Annotated in this window: 18 protein-coding genes; 13 read left to right on the top strand and 5 right to left on the bottom strand. The window is 55.5% G+C overall.

What is annotated here, in order from left to right; translation table 11 throughout:
• The 10 genes from nuoF to N1689_RS11360 all read left to right on the top strand — a co-directional run bounded on the left by nuoF (position 1) and on the right by N1689_RS11360 (position 12,175).
• Positions 1-1,341 (top strand): NADH-quinone oxidoreductase subunit NuoF, encoded by a 1,341-nt coding sequence (gene nuoF, locus N1689_RS11405; RefSeq protein ID WP_029519446.1) that lies wholly within the window; start codon positions 1-3, stop codon positions 1,339-1,341.
• A gap of 112 nt (positions 1,342-1,453) precedes the next feature.
• Positions 1,454-4,177: an NADH-quinone oxidoreductase subunit NuoG gene (gene nuoG / locus N1689_RS11400; RefSeq protein ID WP_161733366.1), complete on the top strand. Its 2,724-nt coding sequence runs from the start codon at positions 1,454-1,456 to the stop codon at positions 4,175-4,177.
• The gene (nuoH, locus tag N1689_RS11395) at positions 4,174-5,151 is read left to right on the top strand and encodes an NADH-quinone oxidoreductase subunit NuoH (RefSeq protein WP_003854240.1); all 978 of its coding nucleotides are present in this window, start codon (positions 4,174-4,176) and stop codon (positions 5,149-5,151) included. The genes nuoG and nuoH overlap by 4 nt, the downstream gene beginning before the upstream one ends.
• An 11-nt stretch (positions 5,152-5,162) precedes the next feature.
• Entirely contained in the window at positions 5,163-5,705 is a 543-nt protein-coding gene (nuoI, locus tag N1689_RS11390) for an NADH-quinone oxidoreductase subunit NuoI (protein ID WP_003854239.1), read from the top strand.
• Positions 5,706-5,715: 10 nt separating this feature from the next.
• Positions 5,716-6,267, top strand: a complete 552-nt coding sequence (gene nuoJ, locus N1689_RS11385) for an NADH-quinone oxidoreductase subunit J (protein WP_003854237.1) — start codon at positions 5,716-5,718, stop codon at positions 6,265-6,267.
• Positions 6,264-6,566, top strand: a complete 303-nt coding sequence (nuoK, locus tag N1689_RS11380; protein ID WP_003854236.1) for an NADH-quinone oxidoreductase subunit NuoK — start codon at positions 6,264-6,266, stop codon at positions 6,564-6,566. The genes nuoJ and nuoK overlap by 4 nt, the downstream gene beginning before the upstream one ends.
• Entirely contained in the window at positions 6,563-8,398 is a 1,836-nt protein-coding gene (gene nuoL, locus N1689_RS11375; RefSeq protein ID WP_161733364.1) for an NADH-quinone oxidoreductase subunit L, read from the top strand. Before nuoK ends, nuoL begins: the two co-directional genes overlap by 4 nt.
• 210 nt (positions 8,399-8,608) lie before the next feature.
• Complete coding sequence (gene nuoM / locus N1689_RS11370; protein WP_161733362.1) at positions 8,609-10,129, top strand: NADH-quinone oxidoreductase subunit M; 1,521 nt, start codon at positions 8,609-8,611, stop codon at positions 10,127-10,129.
• 6 nt (positions 10,130-10,135) lie between these two features.
• The gene (nuoN, locus tag N1689_RS11365; RefSeq protein WP_003854230.1) at positions 10,136-11,593 is read left to right on the top strand and encodes an NADH-quinone oxidoreductase subunit NuoN; all 1,458 of its coding nucleotides are present in this window, start codon (positions 10,136-10,138) and stop codon (positions 11,591-11,593) included.
• Between the two features lie 123 nt (positions 11,594-11,716).
• A complete protein-coding gene (locus N1689_RS11360; RefSeq protein WP_260058915.1) occupies positions 11,717-12,175 on the top strand; it encodes a GNAT family N-acetyltransferase in 459 nt (152 codons plus the stop codon).
• 266 nt (positions 12,176-12,441) lie between these two features.
• Here the strand turns inward: N1689_RS11360 and N1689_RS11355 are convergent, their stop codons facing one another.
• A complete protein-coding gene (locus N1689_RS11355) occupies positions 12,442-14,100 on the bottom strand; it encodes a glucan biosynthesis protein D (RefSeq protein ID WP_260058914.1) in 1,659 nt (552 codons plus the stop codon).
• 335 nt (positions 14,101-14,435) lie between these two features.
• On the opposite strand from N1689_RS11355, the gene elaB reads away from it, so the two are divergent.
• Both elaB and N1689_RS11345 read left to right on the top strand, forming a co-directional pair.
• Positions 14,436-14,747 carry a stress response protein ElaB gene (gene elaB / locus N1689_RS11350; protein WP_003854223.1) on the top strand — a complete coding sequence of 104 codons (312 nt, stop codon included), beginning with the start codon at positions 14,436-14,438 and terminating at the stop codon, positions 14,745-14,747.
• Between the two features lie 245 nt (positions 14,748-14,992).
• Positions 14,993-16,189 carry a nicotinamide mononucleotide deamidase-related protein YfaY gene (locus tag N1689_RS11345; protein ID WP_222925196.1) on the top strand — a complete coding sequence of 399 codons (1,197 nt, stop codon included), beginning with the start codon at positions 14,993-14,995 and terminating at the stop codon, positions 16,187-16,189.
• A gap of 413 nt (positions 16,190-16,602) precedes the next feature.
• Here N1689_RS11345 and yfaE read toward each other — a convergent pair whose 3' ends face one another.
• The 4 genes from yfaE to ubiG all read right to left on the bottom strand — a co-directional run bounded on the left by yfaE (position 16,603) and on the right by ubiG (position 21,607).
• The gene (gene yfaE / locus N1689_RS11340) at positions 16,603-16,863 is read right to left on the bottom strand and encodes a class I ribonucleotide reductase maintenance protein YfaE (RefSeq protein ID WP_010258095.1); all 261 of its coding nucleotides are present in this window, start codon (positions 16,861-16,863) and stop codon (positions 16,603-16,605) included.
• Between the two features lie 2 nt (positions 16,864-16,865).
• Positions 16,866-17,996 (bottom strand): class Ia ribonucleoside-diphosphate reductase subunit beta, encoded by a 1,131-nt coding sequence (gene nrdB / locus N1689_RS11335; protein WP_161733354.1) that lies wholly within the window; start codon positions 17,994-17,996, stop codon positions 16,866-16,868.
• 72 nt (positions 17,997-18,068) lie between these two features.
• Complete coding sequence (gene nrdA, locus N1689_RS11330; protein ID WP_013358562.1) at positions 18,069-20,354, bottom strand: class 1a ribonucleoside-diphosphate reductase subunit alpha; 2,286 nt, start codon at positions 20,352-20,354, stop codon at positions 18,069-18,071.
• A 527-nt stretch (positions 20,355-20,881) separates the two neighbouring features.
• The gene (ubiG, locus tag N1689_RS11325) at positions 20,882-21,607 is read right to left on the bottom strand and encodes a bifunctional 2-polyprenyl-6-hydroxyphenol methylase/3-demethylubiquinol 3-O-methyltransferase UbiG (RefSeq protein ID WP_090959232.1); all 726 of its coding nucleotides are present in this window, start codon (positions 21,605-21,607) and stop codon (positions 20,882-20,884) included.
• Between the two features lie 177 nt (positions 21,608-21,784).
• Between ubiG and gyrA the strand changes: the two genes are divergently transcribed.
• Positions 21,785-24,457 carry a DNA topoisomerase (ATP-hydrolyzing) subunit A gene (gyrA, locus tag N1689_RS11320; protein ID WP_161733352.1) on the top strand — a complete coding sequence of 891 codons (2,673 nt, stop codon included), beginning with the start codon at positions 21,785-21,787 and terminating at the stop codon, positions 24,455-24,457.
• The last annotated feature ends 391 nt before the right edge of the window (positions 24,458-24,848 follow it).

Genomic DNA, 24,848 nt, shown 5'->3' with positions numbered 1-24,848 from the left:
ATTAAACAGATCATTCGTACTGCTGAAACCCATCCGCTGACCTGGCGGATGCGTGACGACAAGCAACCTGTCTGGCTTGATGAATACCGCAGCAAAAACGGCTATGCCGGTGCGGAAAAAGCGCTGAAAAGCATGTCGCAGGATGAAATCGTCGCAGCAGTGAAAGATTCCGGCCTGAAAGGGCGCGGCGGTGCAGGCTTCTCTACCGGTCTGAAGTGGAGCCTGATGCCGAAAGATGAGTCGATGAACATCCGCTACCTGCTGTGTAACGCTGATGAGATGGAGCCGGGCACCTATAAAGACCGCCTGCTGATGGAGCAGATGCCTCACCAGCTGGTGGAAGGAATGCTGATCAGCGCCTTTGCGCTGAAGGCTTACCGTGGCTATATCTTCTTACGTGGCGAATACATTGAAGCCGCGGTGCATCTGCGTCGTGCGATTGCTGAAGCGACGGAAGCGGGCTATATCGGTAAAAATATTCTGGGTACCGGCTTCGACTTTGAGCTGATTGTTCACACCGGCGCAGGTCGTTATATCTGCGGCGAAGAGACGGCACTGATTAACTCACTGGAAGGCCGTCGTGCTAACCCGCGTTCCAAGCCGCCATTTCCGGCGAGTGCGGGCGCGTGGGGCAAACCGACCTGCGTGAACAACGTGGAAACCCTCTCCAACGTCCCGGCGATTCTGGCCAATGGCGTCGAGTGGTACAAAAACATCTCTAAAAGCGAAGATGCCGGTACCAAAATGATGGGCTTCTCCGGACGGGTGAAAAATCCTGGCGTCTGGGAGCTGCCATTCGGTATCACCGCGCGTGAAATTCTTGAAGATTATGCGGGCGGCATGCGTGACGGGCTGAAGTTCAAAGCCTGGCAGCCTGGCGGCGCAGGAACCGACTTCCTGACCGACCAGCACCTGGATCTGCCGATGGAATTTGCCAGCATTGGTAAAGCGGGCAGCCGTCTGGGCACCGCACTGGCGATGGCGGTCGATCACGAAATCAATATGGTTTCGCTGGTGCGTAACCTGGAAGAGTTCTTTGCCCGTGAGTCGTGTGGCTGGTGTACGCCGTGTCGCGATGGCCTGCCGTGGAGCGTGAAAATTTTGCGTGCGCTGGAGCAGAAACAGGGTCAGCCAGGGGATATCGAAACCTTACTGCAACTCTGCCGTCAGCTTGGCCCGGGTAAAACCTTCTGCGCGCATGCGCCGGGTGCGGTTGAGCCGCTACAGAGTGCCATTAAATATTTCCGTGAAGAGTTTGAAGCTGGCATGGCACCGCAGGTGTTTGGCAATACCCGCGCTATTGGTGGGATCCAGCCAAACCTGCTGAAAGCGCGCTGGTAATTCACCGCATCACACGGAACAGGCCTGGTGCCGCCGCCCCGACAATGTCGTGCGTCGGGGCAAGAATATGATTAACGCTCGTCTCTGACGAGCCTTACGGAAGCATGTCACTATGGCTACAATTCATGTAGACGGTAAAGAGTATGATGTGAACGGAGCGGACAACCTGCTACAGGCGTGTCTCTCTCTGGGCCTTGATATTCCTTACTTTTGCTGGCATCCGGCGCTGGGAAGCGTTGGGGCCTGCCGCCAGTGTGCGGTAAAGCAATTCCAGAATGCCGAAGATACCCGCGGCCGTCTTGTCATGTCCTGCATGACGCCGGCCTCTGACGGCACATTCATCTCCATCGATGATGGCGAAGCGAAAGAGTTCCGCGAAAGCGTGGTGGAGTGGCTGATGACCAACCACCCGCACGACTGCCCGGTGTGTGAAGAGGGCGGTAACTGTCACCTGCAGGATATGACAGTGATGACCGGCCACAGCTTCCGTCGCTATCGCTTCACTAAGCGTACTCACCGTAATCAGGATCTCGGCCCGTTCATCTCTCATGAGATGAACCGCTGTATCGCCTGTTACCGCTGCGTGCGCTACTACAAAGATTATGCCGATGGCAAAGATCTGGGTGTCTACGGCGCGCACGACAACGTCTACTTCGGTCGCCCGGAAGATGGCACGCTGGAGAGCGAATTCTCCGGCAACCTGGTTGAAATTTGCCCGACCGGCGTCTTCACCGATAAAACGCACTCCGAACGCTATAACCGTAAATGGGATATGCAGTTTGCACCGAGCATCTGTCAGCAGTGCAGCGTCGGCTGTAACACCAGCCCGGGTGAGCGTTATGGTGAGTTACGCCGTATTGAAAACCGCTATAACGGTACCGTAAACCACTACTTCCTGTGTGACCGTGGCCGCTTTGGCTATGGCTACGTGAACCGCAAAGATCGCCCACGTCAGCCGATGCTGCTGCGCGGCAACGACTGGGTCACGCTGAACGCAGAGCAGGCGGTCAACGCCGGAGCAGATTTGCTGCGTCAGGCGAAGAAAGTGATCGGTATTGGCTCGCCGCGCGCCAGCATTGAAAGTAACTTCGCCCTTCGTGAACTGGTGGGTGCAGAGAACTTCTCAACCGGCATGCCAGCGGATGAGCAGGCCCGTCTTGAACTCATGCTGAAAGTCCTGCGCGAGGGCGGAATCTATACGCCATCGCTGCGTGAAATTGAAAGCTACGATGCGGTGCTGGTACTGGGTGAAGACCTGACACAGGTGGGTGCTCGTGTGGCACTCTCTGTGCGCCAGGCAGTAAAAGGCAAAGCGCGTGATATGGCCGCTGCGCAGAAAGTCGCAGACTGGCAGATCGCCGCCATCATGAACATCGGTCAGAACGCGAAACATCCGCTGTTTGTTACGCACGTTGATGAAACCCGTCTGGATGATATCGCGGCATGGAGCTATCGTGCACCGGTTGAAGATCAGGCGCGCCTCGGCTTCGCTATCGCCAGTGCGCTGGATGAATCTGCGCCTGCAGTCACCGATTTCGACAGCAAACTCAGCGGGAAAATGGATGTTGTCGTTCAGGCGCTGGCCGGCGCGAAAAAGCCATTAATTATCTCCGGAACTCACTCAGGCAGCAGCGCAGTCATTGAAGCCGCTGCTAACGTGGCGAAAGCCCTCAAGGCACGTGGTGCAGATGTCGGCATTACCCTGCTGGCGGGTCACGCGAACAGCATCGGGCTGGGCATGATTGGCGGCAATCCGCTGGAGCAGGCGCTGGAGCAGCTGAGCAACGGTGAAGCTGATGCCCTGGTAGTGCTGGAAAATGACCTTTATCGCCATGCGCCGAAAGCGCTGGTGGATGCGGCGCTGGCTCAGACCACTAACGTGATTGTGGTGGATCATCAGCGTACCCCAACGCTGGAGAAAGCGGGTCTGGTGCTCTCAACCGCCAGCTTCGCCGAAAGCGACGGTACCTCAATTAACCATGAAGGCCGCGCTCAGCGTTTCTTCCAGGTTTATGATCCTGCTTATTACGACAACAACATTGTGATGCTGGAGAGCTGGCGCTGGCTGCATTCACTGCACAGCACGCTGGAAAGCCGTCATGTGGACTGGACGCAGCTCGATCACGTGATCGATGCGGTAGTCACCCGTCTGCCACAGCTCGCGGGTATTAAAGAAGCCGCACCTGACGCCAGCTTCCGCATTCGCGGACAGAAACTGTCGCGTTCACCGCACCGTGCCAGTGGCCGTACCGCGGCGCGCGCGAATATCAGCGTGCACGAACCGCGTCAGCCGCAGGATCAGGACACGATGTTCGCCTTCTCAATGGAAGGGAACAATCAGCCAGGCGCACCGCGTTCACAGATTCCGTTTGCCTGGGCACCAGGCTGGAACTCACCACAGGCGTGGAACAAATTCCAGGCGGAAGTGGGCGGCAAACTGCGTCATGGCGATCCGGGCGTGCGCCTGTTTGAAGCCAGCTCGAGTGAGTTGCCGTGGTTTACGACCGTACCAAAAGCCTTTGTCAGTGATGCACAGTGGCGCGTGGCGCCTCTTCACCGGTTGTTCGGCAGCGAAGAGATGTCACAGCGTTCACCGGTCTTCCAGCAGCGTATGGCTGAGCCTGCGCTGGTGATAAACCCGGAGGATGCGGCGAAGCTGGGCGTCAACAATGGTGCGGCGGTGGAGTTCAGCTGTGCCGGAGAGACAGTGCGTCTGCCGGTCCGTTTCTCGGCGTCACTGCAGGCGGGACAGATTGGTCTGCCGCTGGGAATGCCGGGCGTTCCACCATTCCTGGCGAACGGTAAAATCGACACTCTGCAGGAGGCAGCGCAATGAGCTGGTTAACACCGGACGTGATCGACATTCTGCTGGCCATTGTTAAAGCCATCGTGATTCTGCTGGTGGTGGTGGCCTGCGGCGCGTTCATGAGCTTCGCTGAGCGTCGTCTGCTCGGCCTGTTCCAGAACCGTTATGGGCCAAACCGCGTAGGCTGGGGCGGTTCGCTCCAGCTGGTGGCGGACATGATCAAAATGTTCTTCAAAGAGGACTGGGTTCCGCCGTTTACCGACCGCTTTATCTTTACCCTTGCGCCGGTTATCGCCTTTGTTTCACTGCTACTGGCCTTTGCTATCGTGCCGGTTTCGCCAACCTGGATGGTAACAGACCTGAATATCGGTCTGCTGTTCTTCCTGATGATGGCGGGCCTTGCGGTCTACGCAGTGCTGTTTGCCGGCTGGTCGAGTAATAACAAATACTCGCTGCTGGGTGCGATGCGCGCCTCGGCACAGACCCTGAGCTATGAAGTGTTCCTGGGGCTGTCGCTGATGGGTGTGGTAGCGCAGGCGGGCTCGTTCAATATGAACGATATCGTCAACAGCCAGACGCATCTGTGGAACATCATTCCGCAGTTCTTCGGCTTCGTGACCTTCTGTATTGCGGGCGTGGCGGTGTGTCACCGTCATCCGTTTGACCAGCCAGAAGCGGAGCAGGAACTGGCGGACGGCTACCACATTGAATATGCCGGTATGAAGTTCGGTCTGTTCTTTGTTGGCGAATATGTGGCGATTACCACCGTTTCAGCGCTGATCGTAACGCTGTTCTTTGGTGGCTGGCACGGCCCATTCCTGCCGCCGTTCATCTGGTTCGCCCTGAAAACGGCGTTCTTTATGATGATGTTCATCCTGATTCGTGCTGCGCTTCCGCGTCCGCGCTACGACCAGGTGCTGTCATTCGGCTGGAAAGTGTGTCTGCCGTTGACGCTGTTGAACCTGCTGGCGACTGCCGCAGTGATTCTCTACACAGCGCCGTAAGGGGTTAACAAATGACTTTGAAAGATATTGTCGTAGGCTTTGGCACGACAGTTCGCAGTATCTGGCTGATCGGGCTGCACGCCTTCGCCAAACGTGAAACTCAGATGTATCCGGAAGAGCCGGTTTATCTGCCACCACGCTATCGTGGCCGTATCGTGTTAACCCGCGATCCGGATGGTCAGGAGCGTTGCGTCGCCTGTAACCTGTGTGCGGTTGCCTGTCCGGTTGGCTGTATCTCGCTGCAGAAAGCAGAAACCAAAGATGGCCGCTGGTACCCGGAGTTCTTCCGAATCAACTTCTCACGCTGCATCTTCTGCGGCATGTGTGAAGAAGCCTGTCCGACCACGGCGATTCAGCTGACTCCCGATTTCGAACTGGGTGAGTTTAAGCGTCAGGATCTGGTGTATGAGAAGGACGATCTGCTGATTTCGGGGCCGGGTAAATATCCGGAGTACAACTTCTACCGCATGGCAGGTATGGCGATTGACGGTAAAGATAAGGGCGAAGCAGAAAACGAAGCGAAGCCTATCGACGTCAAAGGCTTATTACCTTAAGGAGCAAGGCATGGAATTTGCGTTTTATCTTTGCGGACTGGTGGCGGTGCTGACGACGTTGCGCGTCATTACCCACACTAATCCGGTACATGCATTGCTGTACCTGATCGTTTCGCTGTTATCGATCGCGGGCGTCTTCTTCTCAATGGGAGCCTATTTTGCCGGTGCGCTGGAGATCATCGTTTACGCCGGGGCCATCATGGTGCTGTTCGTCTTCGTGGTCATGATGCTGAACCTGGGCAAACAGACTGAGAAGCAGGAGCGTGAGTGGCTCAGTCCGTCGCTGTGGATTGGTCCGGGCATCGTTTCGTTACTACTGCTGGTGGTAATGATCTACGCCATTCTGACGGCGAATGACCAGGGCATTGATGGCACCATCATCGACGCTAAAGCGGTCGGCATCAGCCTGTTTGGTCCTTACGTACTGGCGGTCGAACTGGCCTCTATGCTGCTGCTGGCGGGTCTGGTCGTGGCGTTCCATATCGGTCGTGAAGAGCGTCAGGGCGAAGTCCTGAGTAACCGCAATGCTGATGCCGCTCAGGTGAAAAAGGAGAACGCATGATCCCGTTACAACATGGATTGATTCTTGCTGCCGTGCTGTTTGTCCTTGGACTGACGTCGCTGGTGATACGCCGCAATCTGCTGTTTATGCTGATCGGCCTTGAAATCATGATCAACGCCGCCGCTTTAGCTCTGGTGGTTGCCGGGAGCTACTGGGGTCAGGCCGATGGACAGGTGATGTATATCCTGGCGATCAGCCTGGCGGCAGCGGAAGCCAGTATTGGTCTGGCACTGCTGCTTCAGCTCTATCGTCGTCGTCAGACGCTGAACATTGATACTGTGAGCGAGATGCGCGGATGAATCTTCTCTATTTAACTGTCTTGTTTCCGCTGATCGGCTTTCTGCTGTTAGCGTTTTCCCGCGGTCGCTGGTCTGAGAACCTGTCGGCCACGGTAGGTATGGGATCGGTGGGTCTGGCCGCACTGACGACGGCGTTGATCGGTTTCGAGTTCTTCGCCAGTGGTCAGCAAGCTTATACTCAGTCACTCTGGACCTGGATGCATGTCGGCAACTTCGACATGAAGGTGAACCTGACGCTGGATGGCCTGTCGCTGACCATGCTGTCGGTGGTGACCGGCGTCGGCTTCTTCATTCATATGTTTGCCTCCTGGTACATGCGTGGAGAAGAGGGCTACTCCCGCTTCTTCGCCTATACCAACCTGTTTATCGCCAGCATGGTTATTCTGGTGCTGGCCGATAACCTGATGCTGATGTATCTGGGCTGGGAAGGGGTAGGGCTCTGCTCTTATCTGCTGATCGGTTTCTACTACAGCAATCCGGAAAACGGCAAAGCGGCGATGAAAGCGTTCATCATCACCCGCGTGGGCGACGTCTTCCTGGCATTTGGCTTGTTCATTCTCTACAACGAGCTGGGCACGCTGAACTTCCGCGAGATGATGGAGCTGGCTCCTGCGCACTTTGCCGCAGATAACCATATGCTGCAGTGGGCAACGCTGATGCTGCTGGGTGGCGCGGTCGGTAAATCGGCACAGCTGCCGTTACAGACCTGGCTGGCAGATGCGATGGCCGGTCCGACACCGGTTTCAGCACTTATCCACGCCGCGACCATGGTGACGGCAGGTGTTTACCTGATTGCCCGCAGCCACGGTCTCTTCCTGCTGACGCCGGAAGTGCTGCATCTGGTCGGCATCATCGGGGCAATTACCCTGGTGCTGGCAGGCTTTGCCGCGCTGGTGCAGACCGACATCAAACGCGTTCTCGCTTACTCCACCATGAGCCAGATTGGCTATATGTTCCTGGCGCTGGGTGTTCAGGCGTGGGATGCGGCGATTTTCCATCTGATGACGCACGCCTTCTTTAAAGCGTTACTGTTCCTCTCTTCGGGTTCAGTGATTCTGGCCTGCCATCACGAACAGAACATCTTTAAAATGGGTGGCCTGCGTAAGAGCATTCCGCTGGTCTACACCTGCTTCCTGGTAGGCGGCGCGGCACTGGCGGCACTGCCGCTGATTACGGCGGGCTTCTACAGTAAAGATGAGATTCTGTTTGGCGCACTGGCTAACGGTCACATCAATCTGATGGTCGCGGGTCTGGTGGGGGCGTTCCTGACCTCTATCTATACCTTCCGCATGATCTTCATTGTGTTCCATGGCGAAGAGAAAATTCATGCGCACGCAGGTAAAGGCATTACCCATCATCTGCCGCTGATTGTGCTGCTGCTGCTCTCCACCTTTATTGGTGCGCTGATCACGCCACCGCTGGCAGGTGTACTGCCAGCCAGCGAGTTCGGTGAAGCGGGCAAAGTGGGACTGGAAATCACCTCGGGCGTGGTCGCGATCGTTGGCATTCTGATCGCTGCCGCGCTGTGGCTGGGCAAACGTGAGCTGGTTACCCGCATTGCAAACAGTGCGCCAGGCCGTTTCTTCGGCACCTGGTGGTTTGCGGCCTGGGGCTTTGACTGGCTCTACGATAAAGTGTTCGTCAAACCTTACCTGGGTATTGCGTGGCTGCTGAAGCGCGATCCACTGAATGGTCTGATGAACCTGCCTGCGCTGCTGTCACGCATTGCCAACAAAGGCCTGGTGGTCAGTGAGAATGGCTACCTGCGCTGGTACGTTGCGTCAATGAGCGTGGGTGCCGTGCTGGTGCTGGCTCTGCTGCTGGTGATTTAAAGATTGATGAGCGGGGCAGGTTAGCTAATCTGCCCATTGAGAATGTCAAAAATTGTCCTGAGCAAGGGCGTTATCGTCGCGGCCAGTTTGGCTACCGCCAGCGCACAGCAACCGGAGCATACCGAGGTATGTGAGGATTGCGAGCACTATCGGGAAGCAAAATGGCAAGTAAGATAGCCCGAACTAAGACAAAGAAAAGGGAAGTGTGCCGTGTTATTACCTTGGCTAATTATCATACCCTTCGTCGGTGGTCTGATCTGCTGGCTCACTGAGCGCCTTGGCGCGAAGGTGCCACGCTGGATCGCGCTGATCACCATGGGGCTGACGTTGGCGCTTTCACTGCAACTCTGGTTGCAGGGAGGCTATTCACTGACGCAGGCAGCGGGTATTCCGCAGTGGCAGTCAAGTTTCTCCGTTCCGTGGATCCCACGCTTCGGCATCAGCTTCCATTTAGCCATTGATGGCCTGTCACTGCTGATGGTAGTGCTGACCGGTCTGCTCGGTCTGATGGCGGTGCTCTGTTCCTGGAATGAGATCTCAAAGTATCAGGGCTTCTTCCATCTGAACCTGATGTGGATTCTGGGCGGCGTAATCGGTGTGTTCCTTTCCATCGACCTGTTCCTGTTCTTCTTCTTCTGGGAAATGATGCTGGTGCCGATGTACTTCCTCATCGCGCTCTGGGGTCATAAAGCATCGGACGGCAAAACCCGTATCTCCGCTGCGACCAAATTCTTCATCTATACCCAGGCTTCAGGTCTGGTGATGCTGATTGCGATTCTGGGCCTGGTATTTGTTCACTACAACGCGACCGGCGTCTGGACATTCAACTACGAACAACTGCTACAGACACCAATGTCGAGCGGTGTTGAATATCTGCTGATGCTGGGCTTCTTTATCGCCTTTGCGGTCAAGATGCCGGTGGTGCCTTTGCACGGCTGGCTGCCGGATGCACACAGTCAGGCGCCAACAGCCGGTTCTGTCGACCTGGCGGGTATCCTGCTGAAAACCGCGGCTTACGGCTTACTGCGTTTCAGCCTGCCGCTGTTCCCGAACGCGTCAGCCGAGTTTGCGCCCATCGCCATGTGGTTAGGCATCATCGGTATCTTCTACGGTGCCTGGATGGCCTTCTCGCAGACCGATATCAAACGTCTGATTGCGTACACCTCGATTTCGCACATGGGCTTTGTGCTAATTGCCATCTACACCGGCAGCCAGCTGGCGCTGCAGGGTGCGGTGATTCAGATGATTGCGCACGGTCTCTCCGCTGCTGCACTCTTCATTCTGTGTGGTCAGTTGTATGAGCGTCTGCATACCCGTGATATGCGTCAGATGGGTGGCCTGTGGTCGCGCATCAAATGGATTCCGGGTCTGTCGCTGTTCTTTGCTGTCGCCAACCTCGGTATGCCGGGCACCGGTAACTTCGTCGGTGAATTTATGATTCTGACCGGCAGCTTCCAGGTGGTGCCGATGATTATTATTATCGCGACCTTTGGTCTGGTGTTCGCCTCCGTATACTCGCTGGTGATGATGCAGCGCGCTTACTACGGCGAAGCGAAATCGAAAGATCCGCTGCCAGGCATGTCACCGCGTGAGTTTATGACCATCGGTGTTCTGGTGGTGCTGCTGGTGCTGCTGGGCGTCTATCCACAGCCGATTCTGGATACTTCGCACGCTGCCATGAGCAATATTCAGCAGTGGTTTACCGCTTCAATTTCAACTACAAGGCCGTAATTCGCCATGACAATAACTCCTCACCAATTGATTGCGTTGCTACCGCTGTTAATCGTCGGATTGACGGTGGTGGTTGTGATGCTGTCCATTGCCTGGCGACGCAACCACTTCGTTAACGCCACGCTAACGGTAGTTGGCCTGAACCTGGCGCTGCTCTCGCTTTACTTTGTCGGTCAGGTCGGGGCGATGGATGTCACGCCGCTGCTGCGCGTCGATGGCTATTCGATGTTCTACACCGCGCTGGTAATGCTGGCGAGTCTGGCAACCTGCACCTTTGCCTATCCGTGGCTGGCAGGCTATCCCGACAACAAAGATGAGTTCTATCTGCTGGTGCTGATTGCGGCGCTCGGTGGCATCGTACTGGCCAGCGCTAACCATCTGGCCTCGCTGTTCATCGGCATTGAACTGCTGTCACTGCCGTTGTTTGGTCTGATTGGCTACGCTTTCCGCCAGAAACGTTCGCTGGAAGCGGCGCTGAAATATACGATTCTTTCTGCGGCGGCCTCATCGTTCCTGCTGTTTGGTATTGCACTGATCTACGCTGATTCCGGTAACCTGAGCTTTGTGGCGCTGGGTCAGAGCCTGACAGACAGTATGATCCACGAGCCACTGCTGCTGGTGGGTCTGGGCATGATGATCATCGGTCTGGGCTTTAAGCTCTCACTGGTGCCGTTCCACCTCTGGACGCCCGATGTCTATCAGGGTGCGCCTGCGCCGGTTTCAACCTTCCTGGCCACTGCCAGCAAGATTGCCATCTTCGGTGTCATCATGCGTCTGTTCATGTATGCGCCGGTGACCGACAGCGAAGCGGTGCGCACGGTGCTGGCCATGATCGCCTTCGTGTCGATTCTGTTCGGTAACCTGATGGCGATTTCGCAGAGCAACATCAAGCGTCTGCTGGGCTACTCCTCTATCGCCCATCTCGGTTATCTGCTGGTCGCGCTGATTGCGGTGAAAGATCATCAGCTGTCGCTGGAAACCTCGGGTGTATACCTGGCGGGTTATCTGTTCAGCAGCCTGGGTGCCTTTGGTGTGGTGAGCCTGATGTCCAGCCCGTATCGTGGCCCGGATGCCGACTCGCTCTACTCCTATCGTGGTCTGTTCTGGCATCGTCCTATCCTGTCAGCCGTGATGACGGTGATGATGTTGTCGCTGGCGGGTATCCCGATGACGCTGGGCTTTATCGGTAAATTCTACGTTATCGCATCAGGTGTGAGTGCGCACCTGTGGTGGCTGACCGGAGCTGTGGTTGCGGGTAGTGCGATTGGCCTCTACTACTATCTGCGCGTGACGGTGAGTCTCTATCTCAGTCCGCCGGAACTGCATACCCGTGATACCCCGGCTAACTGGGCATTTACGGCTGGTGGTGTGGTCGTGCTGATCTCCGCCATTCTGGTGCTGCTGTTAGGGGTTTATCCGCAGCCGCTGATCAGACTGGTGCAGATGGCACAGCCACTGATGTAAGCAGCTGACTGCAAGTGATGAATCAGGCCTTCGGGCCTGATTTTTTTTGCCTGTCAGACGCCGTGACCAGCAGGTGCTGGCGACACCACACTGATGTAGAGTGTGTGGTTTAAAGGAGAGACGATGAACCTTGACTGGCAGGATAAACATCATAGTGAACTCACCGCCCCGGAACTCTATGCGCTGCTGGCGTTGCGCAGCGCCGTGTTCGTAGTCGAACAGCAGTGTGCTTACCTTGATGTGGATGGCAAAGATTTGGAGGCGGAAAACCGGCATCTGCTGGGCATGGCGGATGACCAGCTGGTGGCCTATGCGCGCCTTCTCTCTCCGATTGATGAAAACAGCCCGGTAAAAATTGGACGGGTAATTGTATCAGATCGGGTTCGCGGTGCGCGGCTGGGCAATCGTCTGATGGAGCAGGCGATCAGCAGCTGTCAGCAGCACTGGCCGGGTCGTGACATGTTTCTCTCCGCTCAGGCGCATCTGGAAAACTTCTATGAGCAGCATGGATTTGTGGCGAAAGGGGAGAGTTATCTGGAAGATGGTATCCCACACGTCGATATGCTGAAGAAGGCGCCGTAAAAACGCGAGGCCGGAGCCTCGTCTCATACAGCTGACAAACTCAAATCAGGGTGCAACTGGCAGCGATGGATTAGTTCAATACGCAGGGAATATGGTCAGAAGAGGAAAGCGTCCCGCGCCATGGACGGCGCAGGCCCAGCGAGGCAGGGATTGGCGTAAGCGACTTTCCGATCTGACCATGTTTCCTGCACTGGCTTGGTCTCACAGCTAACCGGGCCACACTTTGTCATTAATCTCAGGCGAGGCCTGAGCCTCGCCTGTTTACATCAACCCACCGTCATCTGGCGGTCATCAACATATTTGCGCTGATCCGGCGCAGGCGGGAAATACTGATAAAGCCAGGTTTCACTCAGCGTCTCATCCTTGCTGCGCAGGAACAGACGCATCTCAACCGGCTGGGTGGAATCGCTGTTCGGATACCAGTCAAACAGGATGCGGTAACCCTTGAGCGGATCGACATACAGAATTTCAACCTGCTTCACACTGCCCGATGAGACAGTAATCACCGGCTCAATGCCTTTCGGCGCAGCGGCCTGCAGATCACCACCAATAAAATCGATGGCGAAGCGACGGCACCAGGTTTCAGGGAAGTGCTCGCCAGGCGCCCAGCCTTCCGGGAAGCCACCGATACCGGTACGGGTAGCATCCACGCGCGCCAGACCGCTTCGTACTGGCGGCAGACCACTCCAGTAAAGCTTGTAGGAGAAGTTCAGCTCGCTGCCCGCTTTGACTGGTTCAGCCGGTTGCCAGAAGCAGACCACGTTATCCAGCGTTTCACCGGTTGTCGGGATCTCCATCAGGTTGATCGCGCCTTTGCCCCACTTGCCGACCGGCTCAACCCACAGGCTCGGACGTTTGTCATACCAGCCGATCACATCCTGATAATCTTTGAAGTCGTGATTCAGCTGCAGCAGGCCAAAGCCACGCGGATTCTCATCTTCATAGGCGTTGAACTGCAGACGCTGCGGATTATTCAGCGGGCGGGCAATCCATTCGCCTTTACCGGTCCACATCGCCAGACGGTCAGAGTCATGGATCTGCGGATGGTAGGTATTGCACATGCGACGCTCGTTGGTACCACAGCTGAACATGCTGGTCATCGGTGAGATGCCGATCTGACGGATCTCTTTACGGGCAAACAGGTGGTTTTCTACTTCCATCACCACACGTTTCTCTTCGCAGTGGATGATGAACTTATAGGCACCGGTAAGGCTGGCACCATCCAGCAGGGCGTAACAGGTGAAGGTGGTATCTTCCGCCTTTGGCGTTTCAAACCAGAAGGCAGTGAAGTCCGGAAACTCTTCCTGACCGTTGCTGAAAGTGTTAATCGCCACACCACGCGCCGAGAGACCGTACTGGAAGGTATCGTCCACGGCACGGAAGTAGCTTGCGCCGAGGAAAGAGACGATGTCGCGACGGGTCAGCTCCGGCTTTTTAAAGGCGCGGAAACCGGCGAAGCCGAGGTCAGTTTTGCCCTCCAGCTGCTTTGTATCAACGTGCGCATTGTTGTAGTTGAACAGCTCGGGGCGGAAATGAATCTCGCGTGCCTCGCGGCTTGCGCCATCAACAGAGAACATACGGATGCGACGCTTAAAGCCCATACCGACATGGAAGAACTGCACATCCAGATGACGGTCGGGCAGGTTATTCCACAGCGAGTGATTAGCGTCATACTGAATTTCGTTGTACGCCTGCGGGGTCAGTGTAGCCAGCGTCTCCGGCAACGCGCCTGGCGCACCGCCCCAGGGTTTTTTCGCCAGCGCGGCCGCATTTTTCTTCAGTACGTCAAAATCGAAGCGTACGGCGGTGCCGTCAGCAATGCCATCTTCTGCCCATGCTGATTGCGCAAACAGCGTTGACAGGCCGGTCATGCCGCTGACGGCGGAGAAGGCCATTGACGCTTTCATAAACATTCTTCGATTCATGCCAGAGATCATTCCTTAGCTGTTCGAGGGTGTCGTGACTGTCGTGCAAAATGCACTTTCATGGCCCGATAATCACAGGCAACAGAGGGGTACGACAGTAGGGTTACTGGAAAATTCAGTCCCGACAAAATTTATCAGATTAATCAAAGAAGCGAAGCGAAATTCGGTGGTTGCCGTGGCGTCTTACATTTCTTTGCGCAGCGAAACGGCGCACCGCCTGAACTGAGCAACTTTAGCAGATGAAAAATCAGGTGATTCCTGGAGCAGGAAAACAGCAGAGCGCCAGATTATGACTATAGTTAATGAACTGCTTTGCAATTCACACGGAGGAAATGATGGTAAATCAGACAAATCAATTCGAATCGGGCCTCGATGACGATATTGCGTTACTGACCGAAACCCTTGAAGAAGTGCTTAAGGCATCAGGCGATCCGGCCGATCAGAAGTATATTGAGCTAAAAAGCAAAGCTGAACAGGCGCTGAACGATGTGAAATCCCGTGTCAGCCAGGCGTCAGATAGTTACTACTATCGCGCTAAACAGGCGGCTTACCGCGCTGACGATTACGTGCATGAAAAACCGTGGCAGGGCGTCGGTATTGGTGCAACTGCCGGTCTGGTGCTTGGTCTGCTGCTGGCGCGTCGCTAATCGCGACCTGCTCACACAGTTGTAGCAGACAAACGTAGTAAAAAACGGCGGGGAAATCCCGCCGTTTTTGTGGGTCTCTCACTATCCTGAATACTCTCATCTGAGTCATACAATCCTGCTCCACCCTCTGACTTTCAGGCGCTACGTGCTGCCTCCGCCGCAACAATCATAATCGCGGGTAATGCCGATTGTGTTTCCCGGGTGGACTTCATACAGTAAAGCAAACGTGAAAAGGAGGATCCGATGTGATTAGAATAGAGATGCTGTCAACCGGGGATGAGGTGCTGCATGGCCAAATCGTCGACACCAATGCAGCCTGGCTGGCGGATACGTTGTTCCAGCAGGGTTTACCCATGACCAGTCGCACCACGGTAGGCGATTCACTCGAGTCGCTGATCGCCACGCTGCAGGCGCGCAGTCATGAGGCCGATGTGCTGATAGTCAATGGCGGCCTGGGGCCAACCAGTGACGATCTCAGCGCGCTGGCTGCCGCGCATGCCTGTGGCGTAGAACTGGCAATGCAGCAGGACTGGCTGGAACAGATGGAAGCCTGGTTCGCCAGTCGCGGACGGATAATGGCGGCCAGCAATCGCAAACAGGCTGAAATTCCGGCCAATGCGGAGCTGATTGATAATCCCGTCGGAACCGCCTGTGGTTTTGCCCTGCAACTTAATCGCTGCTGGATGTTCTTCACGCCTGGCGTGCCGTCTGAATTTAAAGTGATGGTGGAGCAGCAGATCATTCCCCGCCTGAAAGCCAAATTCTCGCCCCCCGAGCCGCCGGTTTGCCTGCGACTGACGACCTTTGGTCGCGGTGAAAGCGATATTGCCGCTGAACTGGAGCCGCTGGCGTTGCCGGAAGGCGTGGTGATGGGGTATCGCTCATCGATGCCGATTATTGAGATCAAACTTACCGGCCCGGCCAGTCAGCGGGTAGCGATGGAGCAGGTGTGGCAGCAGGTGCGTCTGCTGCTGGCGGAGTGCACCATTTTTGAAGGCACCGAAGGCCTGCCGGCCCTGCTGGCCCGCGAGCTGGAGCAGCGCGGTGAACAACTGGCGGTCAGCGAGCAATACACCGCCGGTCTGCTTTACTGGCAGCTGGCTACCGCCAGCGTGCCATTGCGTGGTGCTGACATTCTGCCACCACAGCAGGAGACGCTGGAGCAACAGGTGAACCGCACTCGTGATTTTGCCGCGCAGCAGCAGGCAGCGCTGGCACTCTCTGTTGGCAGCCTGGAGCAGGAGGAGATTTCGGTGGCGTTGCATACGCCGGATGGCAGCTTTGGTCAGCGCGTGAAGTTCAGTACCGGTCGCCATAATCTGGAGACGCGGCAGAAGGTGGTGGCAATGATGGCGATGAATATGCTGCGCCGCTGGTTGCACGGCAGTGAAGTCAGCACCGGTCACGGCTGGATTGATGTGGTTGAAACTGTCAGACAGTAATATCAGTGAAAATAAAACGGGCGCCTGAGGCGCCCGTCTTGTATGTGACTGCGGATTAACCCCATACAGCGTCATTCTCGCAGCAATAAATTAGCTCAAAGCGCAGGGAACACGGGCAGAGGAGGAAAGCGTCCCGCGCCTGGGACTAAAACGCCGGGAGCGTTTTTGAACAACGCAACGCGTTGGCCCGGCTACGGGCGCACCTCAGGGATGAGGTGCGTACTAAAAACGCCGGGAGCGTTTTTGAACAACGCAACGCGTTGGCCCGGCTACGGGCGCACCTCAGGGATGAGGTGCGTAATCGCGCGGGACGAGCTGTCAGGGATGACGCTTTTTGCGTCTTTCCGATCTGACCGTGTTCCCTAAGCTGACTCGATCTCACAGCAAATCAAGCCAGACTTATTCCACCTCAGTTATAACTCCAGCTCAATCTCGCCTTTGGCTTTGCAGCAGCAGGGCAGGATCTCATCCTGCTGCACAAAGGCCAGCGGCCGCTGTGGATAATGCACTTCGCCTTTCAGCAGCCGCATCCGGCAGGAGCCGCAGTAACCTTCGCGGCACTGAAACTCCACGCAGAGATTGTTGGCTTCCAGCAGCGTCAGCAGATTGGTATGCTCGTCTGTGCATTCCAGCCGGGTGCCGGAACTGCGCAGAATAACAACGTCACGGCTCATGATTAAAGCTGGAAGTCGTCGAAGTCGTTAGCGCCCACTTCAGAGTCGATCTGACCAACCAGGTAAGAGCTCACTTCCACTTCCTGCGGCGCGACCTGAACGTTATCAGACACCAGCCACGAGTTGATCCAGGGAATCGGGTTAGAGCGCGTCTGGAAGGGCAGGTCAAGACCCACCGCCTGCATACGGATATTGGTGATGTACTCAATATACTGGCAGAGAATGTCTTTGTTCAGGCCGATCATAGAGCCGCCGCTGAACAGATATTCTGCCCACTCTTTCTCCTGCAGCGCCGCCTTCTTAAACAGCTCGAAGCACTCTTCACGGCACTCTGCTGCAATCTCTTTCATCTCTGGATCGTCTTCACCGCTGCGCAGCAGGTTCAGCATATGCTGAGTGCCGGTCAGGTGCAGCGCTTCATCGCGAGCAATCAGTTTGATGATTTTGGCGTTACCTTCCATCAGCTCACGCTCAGCAAAAGCGAATGAACAGGCGAAGCTGACATAGAAACGGATTGCTTCCAGCGCATTGACGCTCATCAGGCAAATATAGAGCTGCTTCTTCAGGGCGCGCAGGCTGACCACAACCTGCTTGCCGTTGACCTGATGCGTGCCTTCGCCCAGCTGATGCCAGTAGTTAGTCATCTCAATCAGGTCGTCGTAATAACGTGAGATATCCTGGGCACGCGCCAGAATCTGTTCATTGGTAACGATATCGTCAAACACTACCGCCGGATCGTTAACGATGTTACGGATGATATGGGTGTATGAACGAGAGTGAATCGTCTCAGAGAACGCCCAGGTTTCAATCCAGGTTTCCAGCTCAGGAATTGAGATCAGCGGCAGCAGGGCAACGTTCGGGCTGCGACCCTGAATCGAATCCAGCAGCGTCTGATACTTCAGGTTGCTGATGAAGATATGCTTTTCGTGATCCGGCAGTGCCTGGTAGTCGATACGGTCGCGTGAGACATCCACCTCTTCCGGACGCCAGAAGAAGGAGAGCTGCTTTTCGATCAGCTTTTCAAAGATGTCATATTTCTGCTGATCGAAGCGCGCCACGTTGACGGACTGACCGAAAAACATCGGCTCTTTCAGCTGATCATTTTTGTTCTGTGAGAAAGTAGAGTAAGCCATAAAAGTTGTCCAAAAGTAGACGAAGCCAGGCCTCGTGAAATGAATGAGGCGGGAGAGTCTCCCGCCTGACCATTAGATCTTACAGGCGCCGCTCTCGCAGCCATCATCCTGGATAGAAGGTGCCAGGTCATCCTGCGCATCTTCCGCACCGTCACGGGTGTTCTGATAGTAGAGCGTTTTCACGCCGAACTTGTACGCCGTCAGCAGATCTTTCAGCAGCTGTTTCATCGGCACTTTACCGTTGGCAAAGCGTGACGGATCGTAGTTAGTGTTGGACGAAATGGCCTGGTCGATGAATTTCTGCATCAGACCCACCAGTTGCAGGTAGCCATCGTTGTTAGGCATTTCCCACAGCAGCTCGTACTGATCTTTCAGACGCTCGTACTCCGGCACCACCTGACGCAGGATGCCATCTTTTGATGCTTTGATGCTGATGTGGCCACGTGGCGGCTCAATGCCATTGGTGGCATTGGAGATCTGCGACGAGGTTTCAGACGGCATCAGCGCGGACAGGGTCGAGTTGCGCAGGCCGTGCGTCTTGATCTCTTCACGCAGGCTCTCCCAGTCGAGATGCAGCGGTTCGTTGCTGATCGCGTCCAGGTCTTTCTTATAGGTATCGATCGGCAGAATGCCCTGTGCATAGGTGGTTTCATTGAACCACGGGCAGGCACCTTGCTCTTTCGCCAGCTCGTTTGACGCTTTCAGCAGGTAGTACTGAATCGCTTCAAACGTTTTGTGGGTCAGGCCATTAGCGCTGCCATCGGAGTAGCGCACACCGTGCTTCGCCAGATAGTAAGCGTAGTTGATGACGCCAATGCCCAGGGTACGACGACCCATGGCACCACGCTGTGCAGCCGGAATCGGGTAATCCTGATAATCGAGCAGGGCATCAAGGGCACGCACCGCCAGGGTAGCCAGCTCTTCCAAATCGTCGAGGCTTTCAATGGCGCCAAGGTTGAACGCAGAGAGCGTACACAGGGCGATCTCACCGTTTTCGTCGTTAACATCTTCCAGCGGTTTGGTCGGCAGGGCGATTTCCAGGCAGAGGTTAGACTGGCGAACCGGCGCGATGCGCGGATCAAACGGGCTGTGAGTGTTGCAGTGATCGACGTTCTGAATGTAGATACGGCCAGTTGAAGCACGTTCCTGCATCATCAGCGAGAAGAGATCGACCGCTTTAACACGCTGCTGACGGATGCTCTTATCCTGCTCATATTTGGTGTAAAGGCGCTCAAACTCATCCTGATCGGCGAAGAACGCGTCATACAGGCCAGGCACGTCAGACGGGCTGAACAGGGTGATGTCTTCGCCTTTCAGCAGGCGCTGATACATCAGCTTGTTGAGCTGAACGCCATAGTCCATGTGACGCACGCGGTTACCTTCAACACCACGGTTGTTTTTCAGCACCAGCAGACTTTCGATTTCGAGATGCCACATCGGGTAGAACAGCGTCGCTGCGCCGCCACGTACGCCGCCCTGAGAACAGGACTTCACTGCGGTCTGGAAATGCTTATAGAACGGAATACAGCCGGTGTGGAACGCTTCACCGCCGCGAATCGGGCTGCCCAGCGCACGGATACGACCGGCGTTGATGCCGATACCGGCACGCTGAGAGACATATTTCACAATTGCACTGGAGGTGGCGTTGATGGAGTCCAGGCTGTCGCCGCACTCGATCAGCACACAGGAACTGAACTGACGCGTCGGGGTACGCACGCCCGACATGATTGGCGTCGGCAGTGAGATTTTAAACGTGGAGATCGCATCATAGAAACGCTTGATGTAATCCATACGCGTGTCGCGCGGATAGCCAGAGAAGAGGCAGGCAGCGACCAGAATGTAGAGGAACTGCGCGCTCTCGTAAATTTCACCCGAGACGCGGTTCTGGACCAGATATTTGCCTTCCAGCTGCTTTACCGCTGCGTAGGAGAAGTTCATGTCACGCCAGTGGTCGAGAAACTCGTCCATCTGCGCGAACTCTTCCTGGCTGTAATCTTCCAGCAGGTGGCGATCATATTTGCCCATGTCGACCATCTTAACGACCTGGTCATAAAGCTTCGGCGGCTCAAACTGACCATACGCTTTTTTACGCAGGTGGAAGATTGCCAGGCGGGCAGCCAGGTACTGATAGTCAGGGGCATCGCGAGAGATGAGGTCTGCTGCGGCCTTGATGATGGTCTCATGAATGTCAGAGGTTCTGATGCCATCATAGAACTGAATATGGGAGCGCAGCTCCACCTGTGACACTGAGACGTTGTTCAGCCCTTCAGCTGCCCAGTCCAGCACACGGTGAATTTTGTCGAGATCAATGCGCTCCTGGCGGCCATCGCGTTTAGTAACGAGCAGACTCTGGTTCATGTCGCGTTTTTACCTTTGCGTGAGTATCCAAAAATTAAAAGAAATCCCGGTTTATACACAGCCTATTCATTGTGAATAATGTGTGGATAAACACTACATCTAGGGGGTGATGAGAAAAGTCATAACTACATGGGGGCATATTTTAGTATTTTACGGCCGCTTAACAAGAGCAAAAAATGATGGCTGGAGGGGTTGTAATTCTTGCGAAATTTCTTAGCCCACGCCTTGTAAGGCCTGGCAACATGTCAACCAGATCACACTTTTTTTTCTAACTTTGATCGGACGCGTATTTCTTATTCAATCCTCCCTTTTCGGCCCTGCAGGGGAGGAAAAAAAGCGAAATGAGACTACGTGCATGGGCCGTTGCAAGATGACGCGGACTGAAATCTGAGGCAGAAGAGAGTGGGTGAGACGTAACCCACTGGCAGATAACACTATGCCTCTGTTGCGGTTGGTTCCGGGGGCAGCAGGCGATGAAAAGCAGCAAGGGAAGAACAAGCCCGCCCTGATTCAGGCGGGCCGATCACTTATACGGCGCGGTGCGTGTGCACCATATAATTCACGTCAGTGCCGGGGGCCAGTTTGAAGCGATTGGTCAGCGGATTGTAGTGCAGGCCGATAATGTTACGTTCACGCAGCGTCGTTTCATCCACCCAGCCCAGCAGTTCGGAAGGACGGATAAACTTCTTCACGTCATGGGTGCCGCGGGGCAGCATGCGGAGCACATATTCCGCGCCAAAGATCGCCAGTAGCCAGGCTTTGGGATTGCGGTTCAGCGTAGAGAAAAAGACTTCGCCGCCGGGTTTGACCAGTTTCGCACAGGCGTGAATCACCGAGCGGGGATCCGGCACGTGCTCCAGCATCTCCATGCAGGTCACCACATCATATTTCCCTGCGTTCTGCTCCGCATGCTCTTCAACGGTCTGCTGAACGTAGTCCAGCGTGACGCCGCTCTCCAGAGCATGCAGACGCGCCACGGCCAGTGGTTCGGCACCCATATCCAGACCGGTCACAACTGCGCCTTCACGCGCCATGCTTTCGGATAAAATGCCGCCGCCGCATCCAACGTCGAGCACGGTTTTACCGAACAGGCCATTGCTGTGCTGCGCGATGTAGCCCAGGCGCAGGGGGTTGATACGGTGCAACGGTTTAAATTCACCCTCCAGATCCCACCAGCGTGAGGCAACGGCCTCAAACTTGGCAATTTCCTGCGCATCGACGTTATGCTGATGATTCTGCGGTTGTGCATTCATTGAATCGTAACTCCTGACAAAATGTGCCCACAGTATAAACGCTTAACCGCAGTTGGCACACCTTTCAGGGGCAATGAAAAGCAGGGGAAATCGGTGGTTAACGTTCACCAGAGCATTGCAGTGTGATATACTTTCGCACCTTTAAAATCCGGGATTAAGTAGAGGGATAGCGGCTCCATGAGCGACCTTGCGAGAGAAATTACACCGGTCAATATCGAAGAAGAATTAAAGAATTCTTACCTCGGTTACGCCATGTCGGTCATCGTTGGCCGAGCTTTACCCGATGTGCGTGATGGCCTGAAGCCGGTTCACCGTCGCGTACTCTATGCGATGAGCGTACTGGGTAACGACTGGAACAAACCCTATAAAAAATCTGCCCGCGTCGTCGGTGACGTTATCGGTAAATATCACCCGCATGGTGATTCCGCCGTTTACGACACCATTGTACGTATGGCCCAGCCTTTCTCCCTGCGTTACATGCTGGTGGACGGACAAGGCAACTTCGGTTCCATCGACGGCGACTCCGCTGCAGCGATGCGTTATACCGAAATTCGCATGTCGAAAATCGCCCACGACCTGTTAGCTGACCTGGAAAAAGAGACCGTCGATTTCGTACCGAACTATGACGGCACTGAGCAGATCCCTGAAGTTCTGCCGACCAAAATCCCTAACCTGCTGGTGAACGGTTCTTCCGGTATCGCCGTGGGTATGGCAACCAACATTCCACCGCACAACCTGCGTGAAGTGATTAACGGCTGCCTGGCGTACATTGAAGATGAGAACATCAGCATTGAAGCGCTGATGGAGCACATTCCGGGGCCTGATTTCCCGACCGCCGCCATCATCAATGGTCGCCGTGGCATCGAAGAAGCGTACCGCACCGGACGCGGCAAGATTTACATTCGCGCACGTGGCGAAGTGGAAGCCGATGCGAAAACGGGCCGCGAGACCATCATCATTCACGAGCTGCCGTATCAGGTGAACAAAGCACGCCTGATTGAGAAGATTGCGGAGCTGGTGAAAGAGAAGCGTGTCGAAGGCATCAGCGCACTGCGCGATGAGTCTGATAAAGACGGCATGCGCATCGTGATTGAAATCAAGCGTGATGCGGTCGGCGAAGTGGTGCTGAATAATCTCTATTCACTGACCCAGTTGCAGACATCGTTTGGCATCAATATGGTGGCGCTGCATCAGGGCCAGCCGAAGATTATGGCGCTGAAGGAAATTCTGGATGCCTTTGTTCGCCATCGTCGTGAAGTCGTAACGCGTCGTACCATCTTTGAACTGCGTAAAGCCCGTGACCGCGCGCATATCCTGGAAGGTCTGGCGATTGCGCTGGCGAATATCGATCCAATTATCGAGCTGATTCGTCGTGCACCAAACCCGGCAGAAGCGAAAGCGGGTCTGATTGCACAGGCGTGGGATCTGGGTAACGTGTCAGCGATGCTGGAGCGTGCCGGTGATGACGCCGCGCGTCCCGAGTGGCTGGATCCGCAGTACGGCATCCGTGATGGTCAGTACTATCTGACCGAGCAGCAGGCTCAGGCGATTCTGGATCTGCGTCTGCAGAAACTGACCGGCCTTGAGCACGAGAAGCTGCTGGATGAGTATAAGGCACTGCTGGAGCAGATCGCTGAGTTGCTGCACATTCTGTCGAGCGCTGAGCGTCTGATGGAAGTGATCCGCGAAGAGCTGGAGCTGATGCGCGATCAGTTTGGCGACGATCGTCGTACAGAGATCACCGCAAATACCGCCGATATTAACATCGAAGACCTGATCAATCAGGAAGATGTTGTGGTGACATTGTCGCATCAGGGCTATGTGAAGTATCAGCCGCTGACCGACTATGAAGCGCAGCGTCGTGGTGGTAAAGGCAAGTCAGCCGCACGTATCAAAGAAGAGGACTTCATTGATCGTCTGCTGGTGGCGAATACCCATGACACGATTCTTTGCTTCTCAAGCCGTGGCCGTCTCTACTGGATGAAGGTTTATCAGCTGCCGGAAGCCAGTCGCGGCGCACGTGGACGTCCAATCGTCAATCTGCTGCCGCTGGAAGCCAACGAGCGCATTACGGCGATTCTGCCGGTACGTGAGTATACCGAAGGCTTCAATATCTTTATGGCGACCGCGCTGGGTACCGTGAAGAAGACTGCGCTGAAAGAGTTCAGTCGTCCGCGTAGCGCCGGCATTATTGCCGTGAATCTGCGTGATGACGATGAGCTGATCGGTGTGGCGCTGACCAACGGTAATGACGAAGCGATGCTGTTCTCAGCGGCCGGTAAAGTGGTGCGCTTCGCAGAAACCGCAGTTCGTGCCATGGGTCGTACCGCTTCTGGCGTGCGCGGCATCAGGCTGGCTGAAGGCGATCGTGTCGTGTCGTTGATTGTGCCGCGTGAAGAGGGTGCCATTATGACCGTAACGCAGAATGGTTACGGTAAGCGGACTGCCAACAGCGAATACCCGACCAAGTCGCGTGCGACGCAGGGTGTTATTTCAATCAAAGTGACTGAACGTAATGGTCCGGTAATTGGCGCGGTTCAGGTTGTCGATGGCGATCAGATTATGATGATCACCGATGCCGGTACGCTGGTGCGTACTCGCGTTTCAGAAGTGAGCGTCGTGGGTCGTAATACCCAGGGTGTGATCCTGATTCGTACCGCAGAGGATGAGAACGTAGTCGCTCTGCAGCGTGTTGCCGAGCCGGTTGAAGAAGAAGAGCTGGATTCAATCGACGGTAGCGTGGCGGAAGGCGAAGATGATATTGCGCCGGAAGCTGAGATTGACGATGAAGAGATTGCACCGGAAGCGGATGCAGAAGACGAAGACGACGCAGCTGAAGACGAAGAGTAATTTGTCTGACGTGAGCTGAGGTTCGTTGCAGAAACGGCAGGTCAGGGGAAACCCGGCCTGCCGTTTTTTTGTGTGTGATGGACAGATTGCAGGGGCAGAGAGTTTATGGCGGGTGGCTGGGAGCTGATGGCTGTGAGTCGGGAGCCGTCGCAATGCCTGCTGTGCCCGATCGCAAAGGATTCCCGCATCCCTGCGGATCGGCCACGCCATCCCTGCCGTGGACACGTTGCTCTTCGGGCACAGCAGGCCTTTTTTGTGGGGATTTGGGTGTCGCTTTGAGGGAATGGGCGTGGTGTTTGAGGGGTGAGATGTGGGGCGGGCACATGGCTGGTGGCTATGAGTCGGGAGCGGTCGCAATGCCCGATCGCAAAGGATTCCCGCCTCCCTGCGG

Source organism: Pantoea sp. XY16 (genome assembly GCF_025153065.1).
GTDB classification, from domain to species: domain Bacteria; phylum Pseudomonadota; class Gammaproteobacteria; order Enterobacterales; family Enterobacteriaceae; genus Pantoea; species Pantoea alfalfae.
Note: the sequence above shows the minus strand (reverse complement) of the source record. Positions and strands in the feature narration are given on the sequence as shown.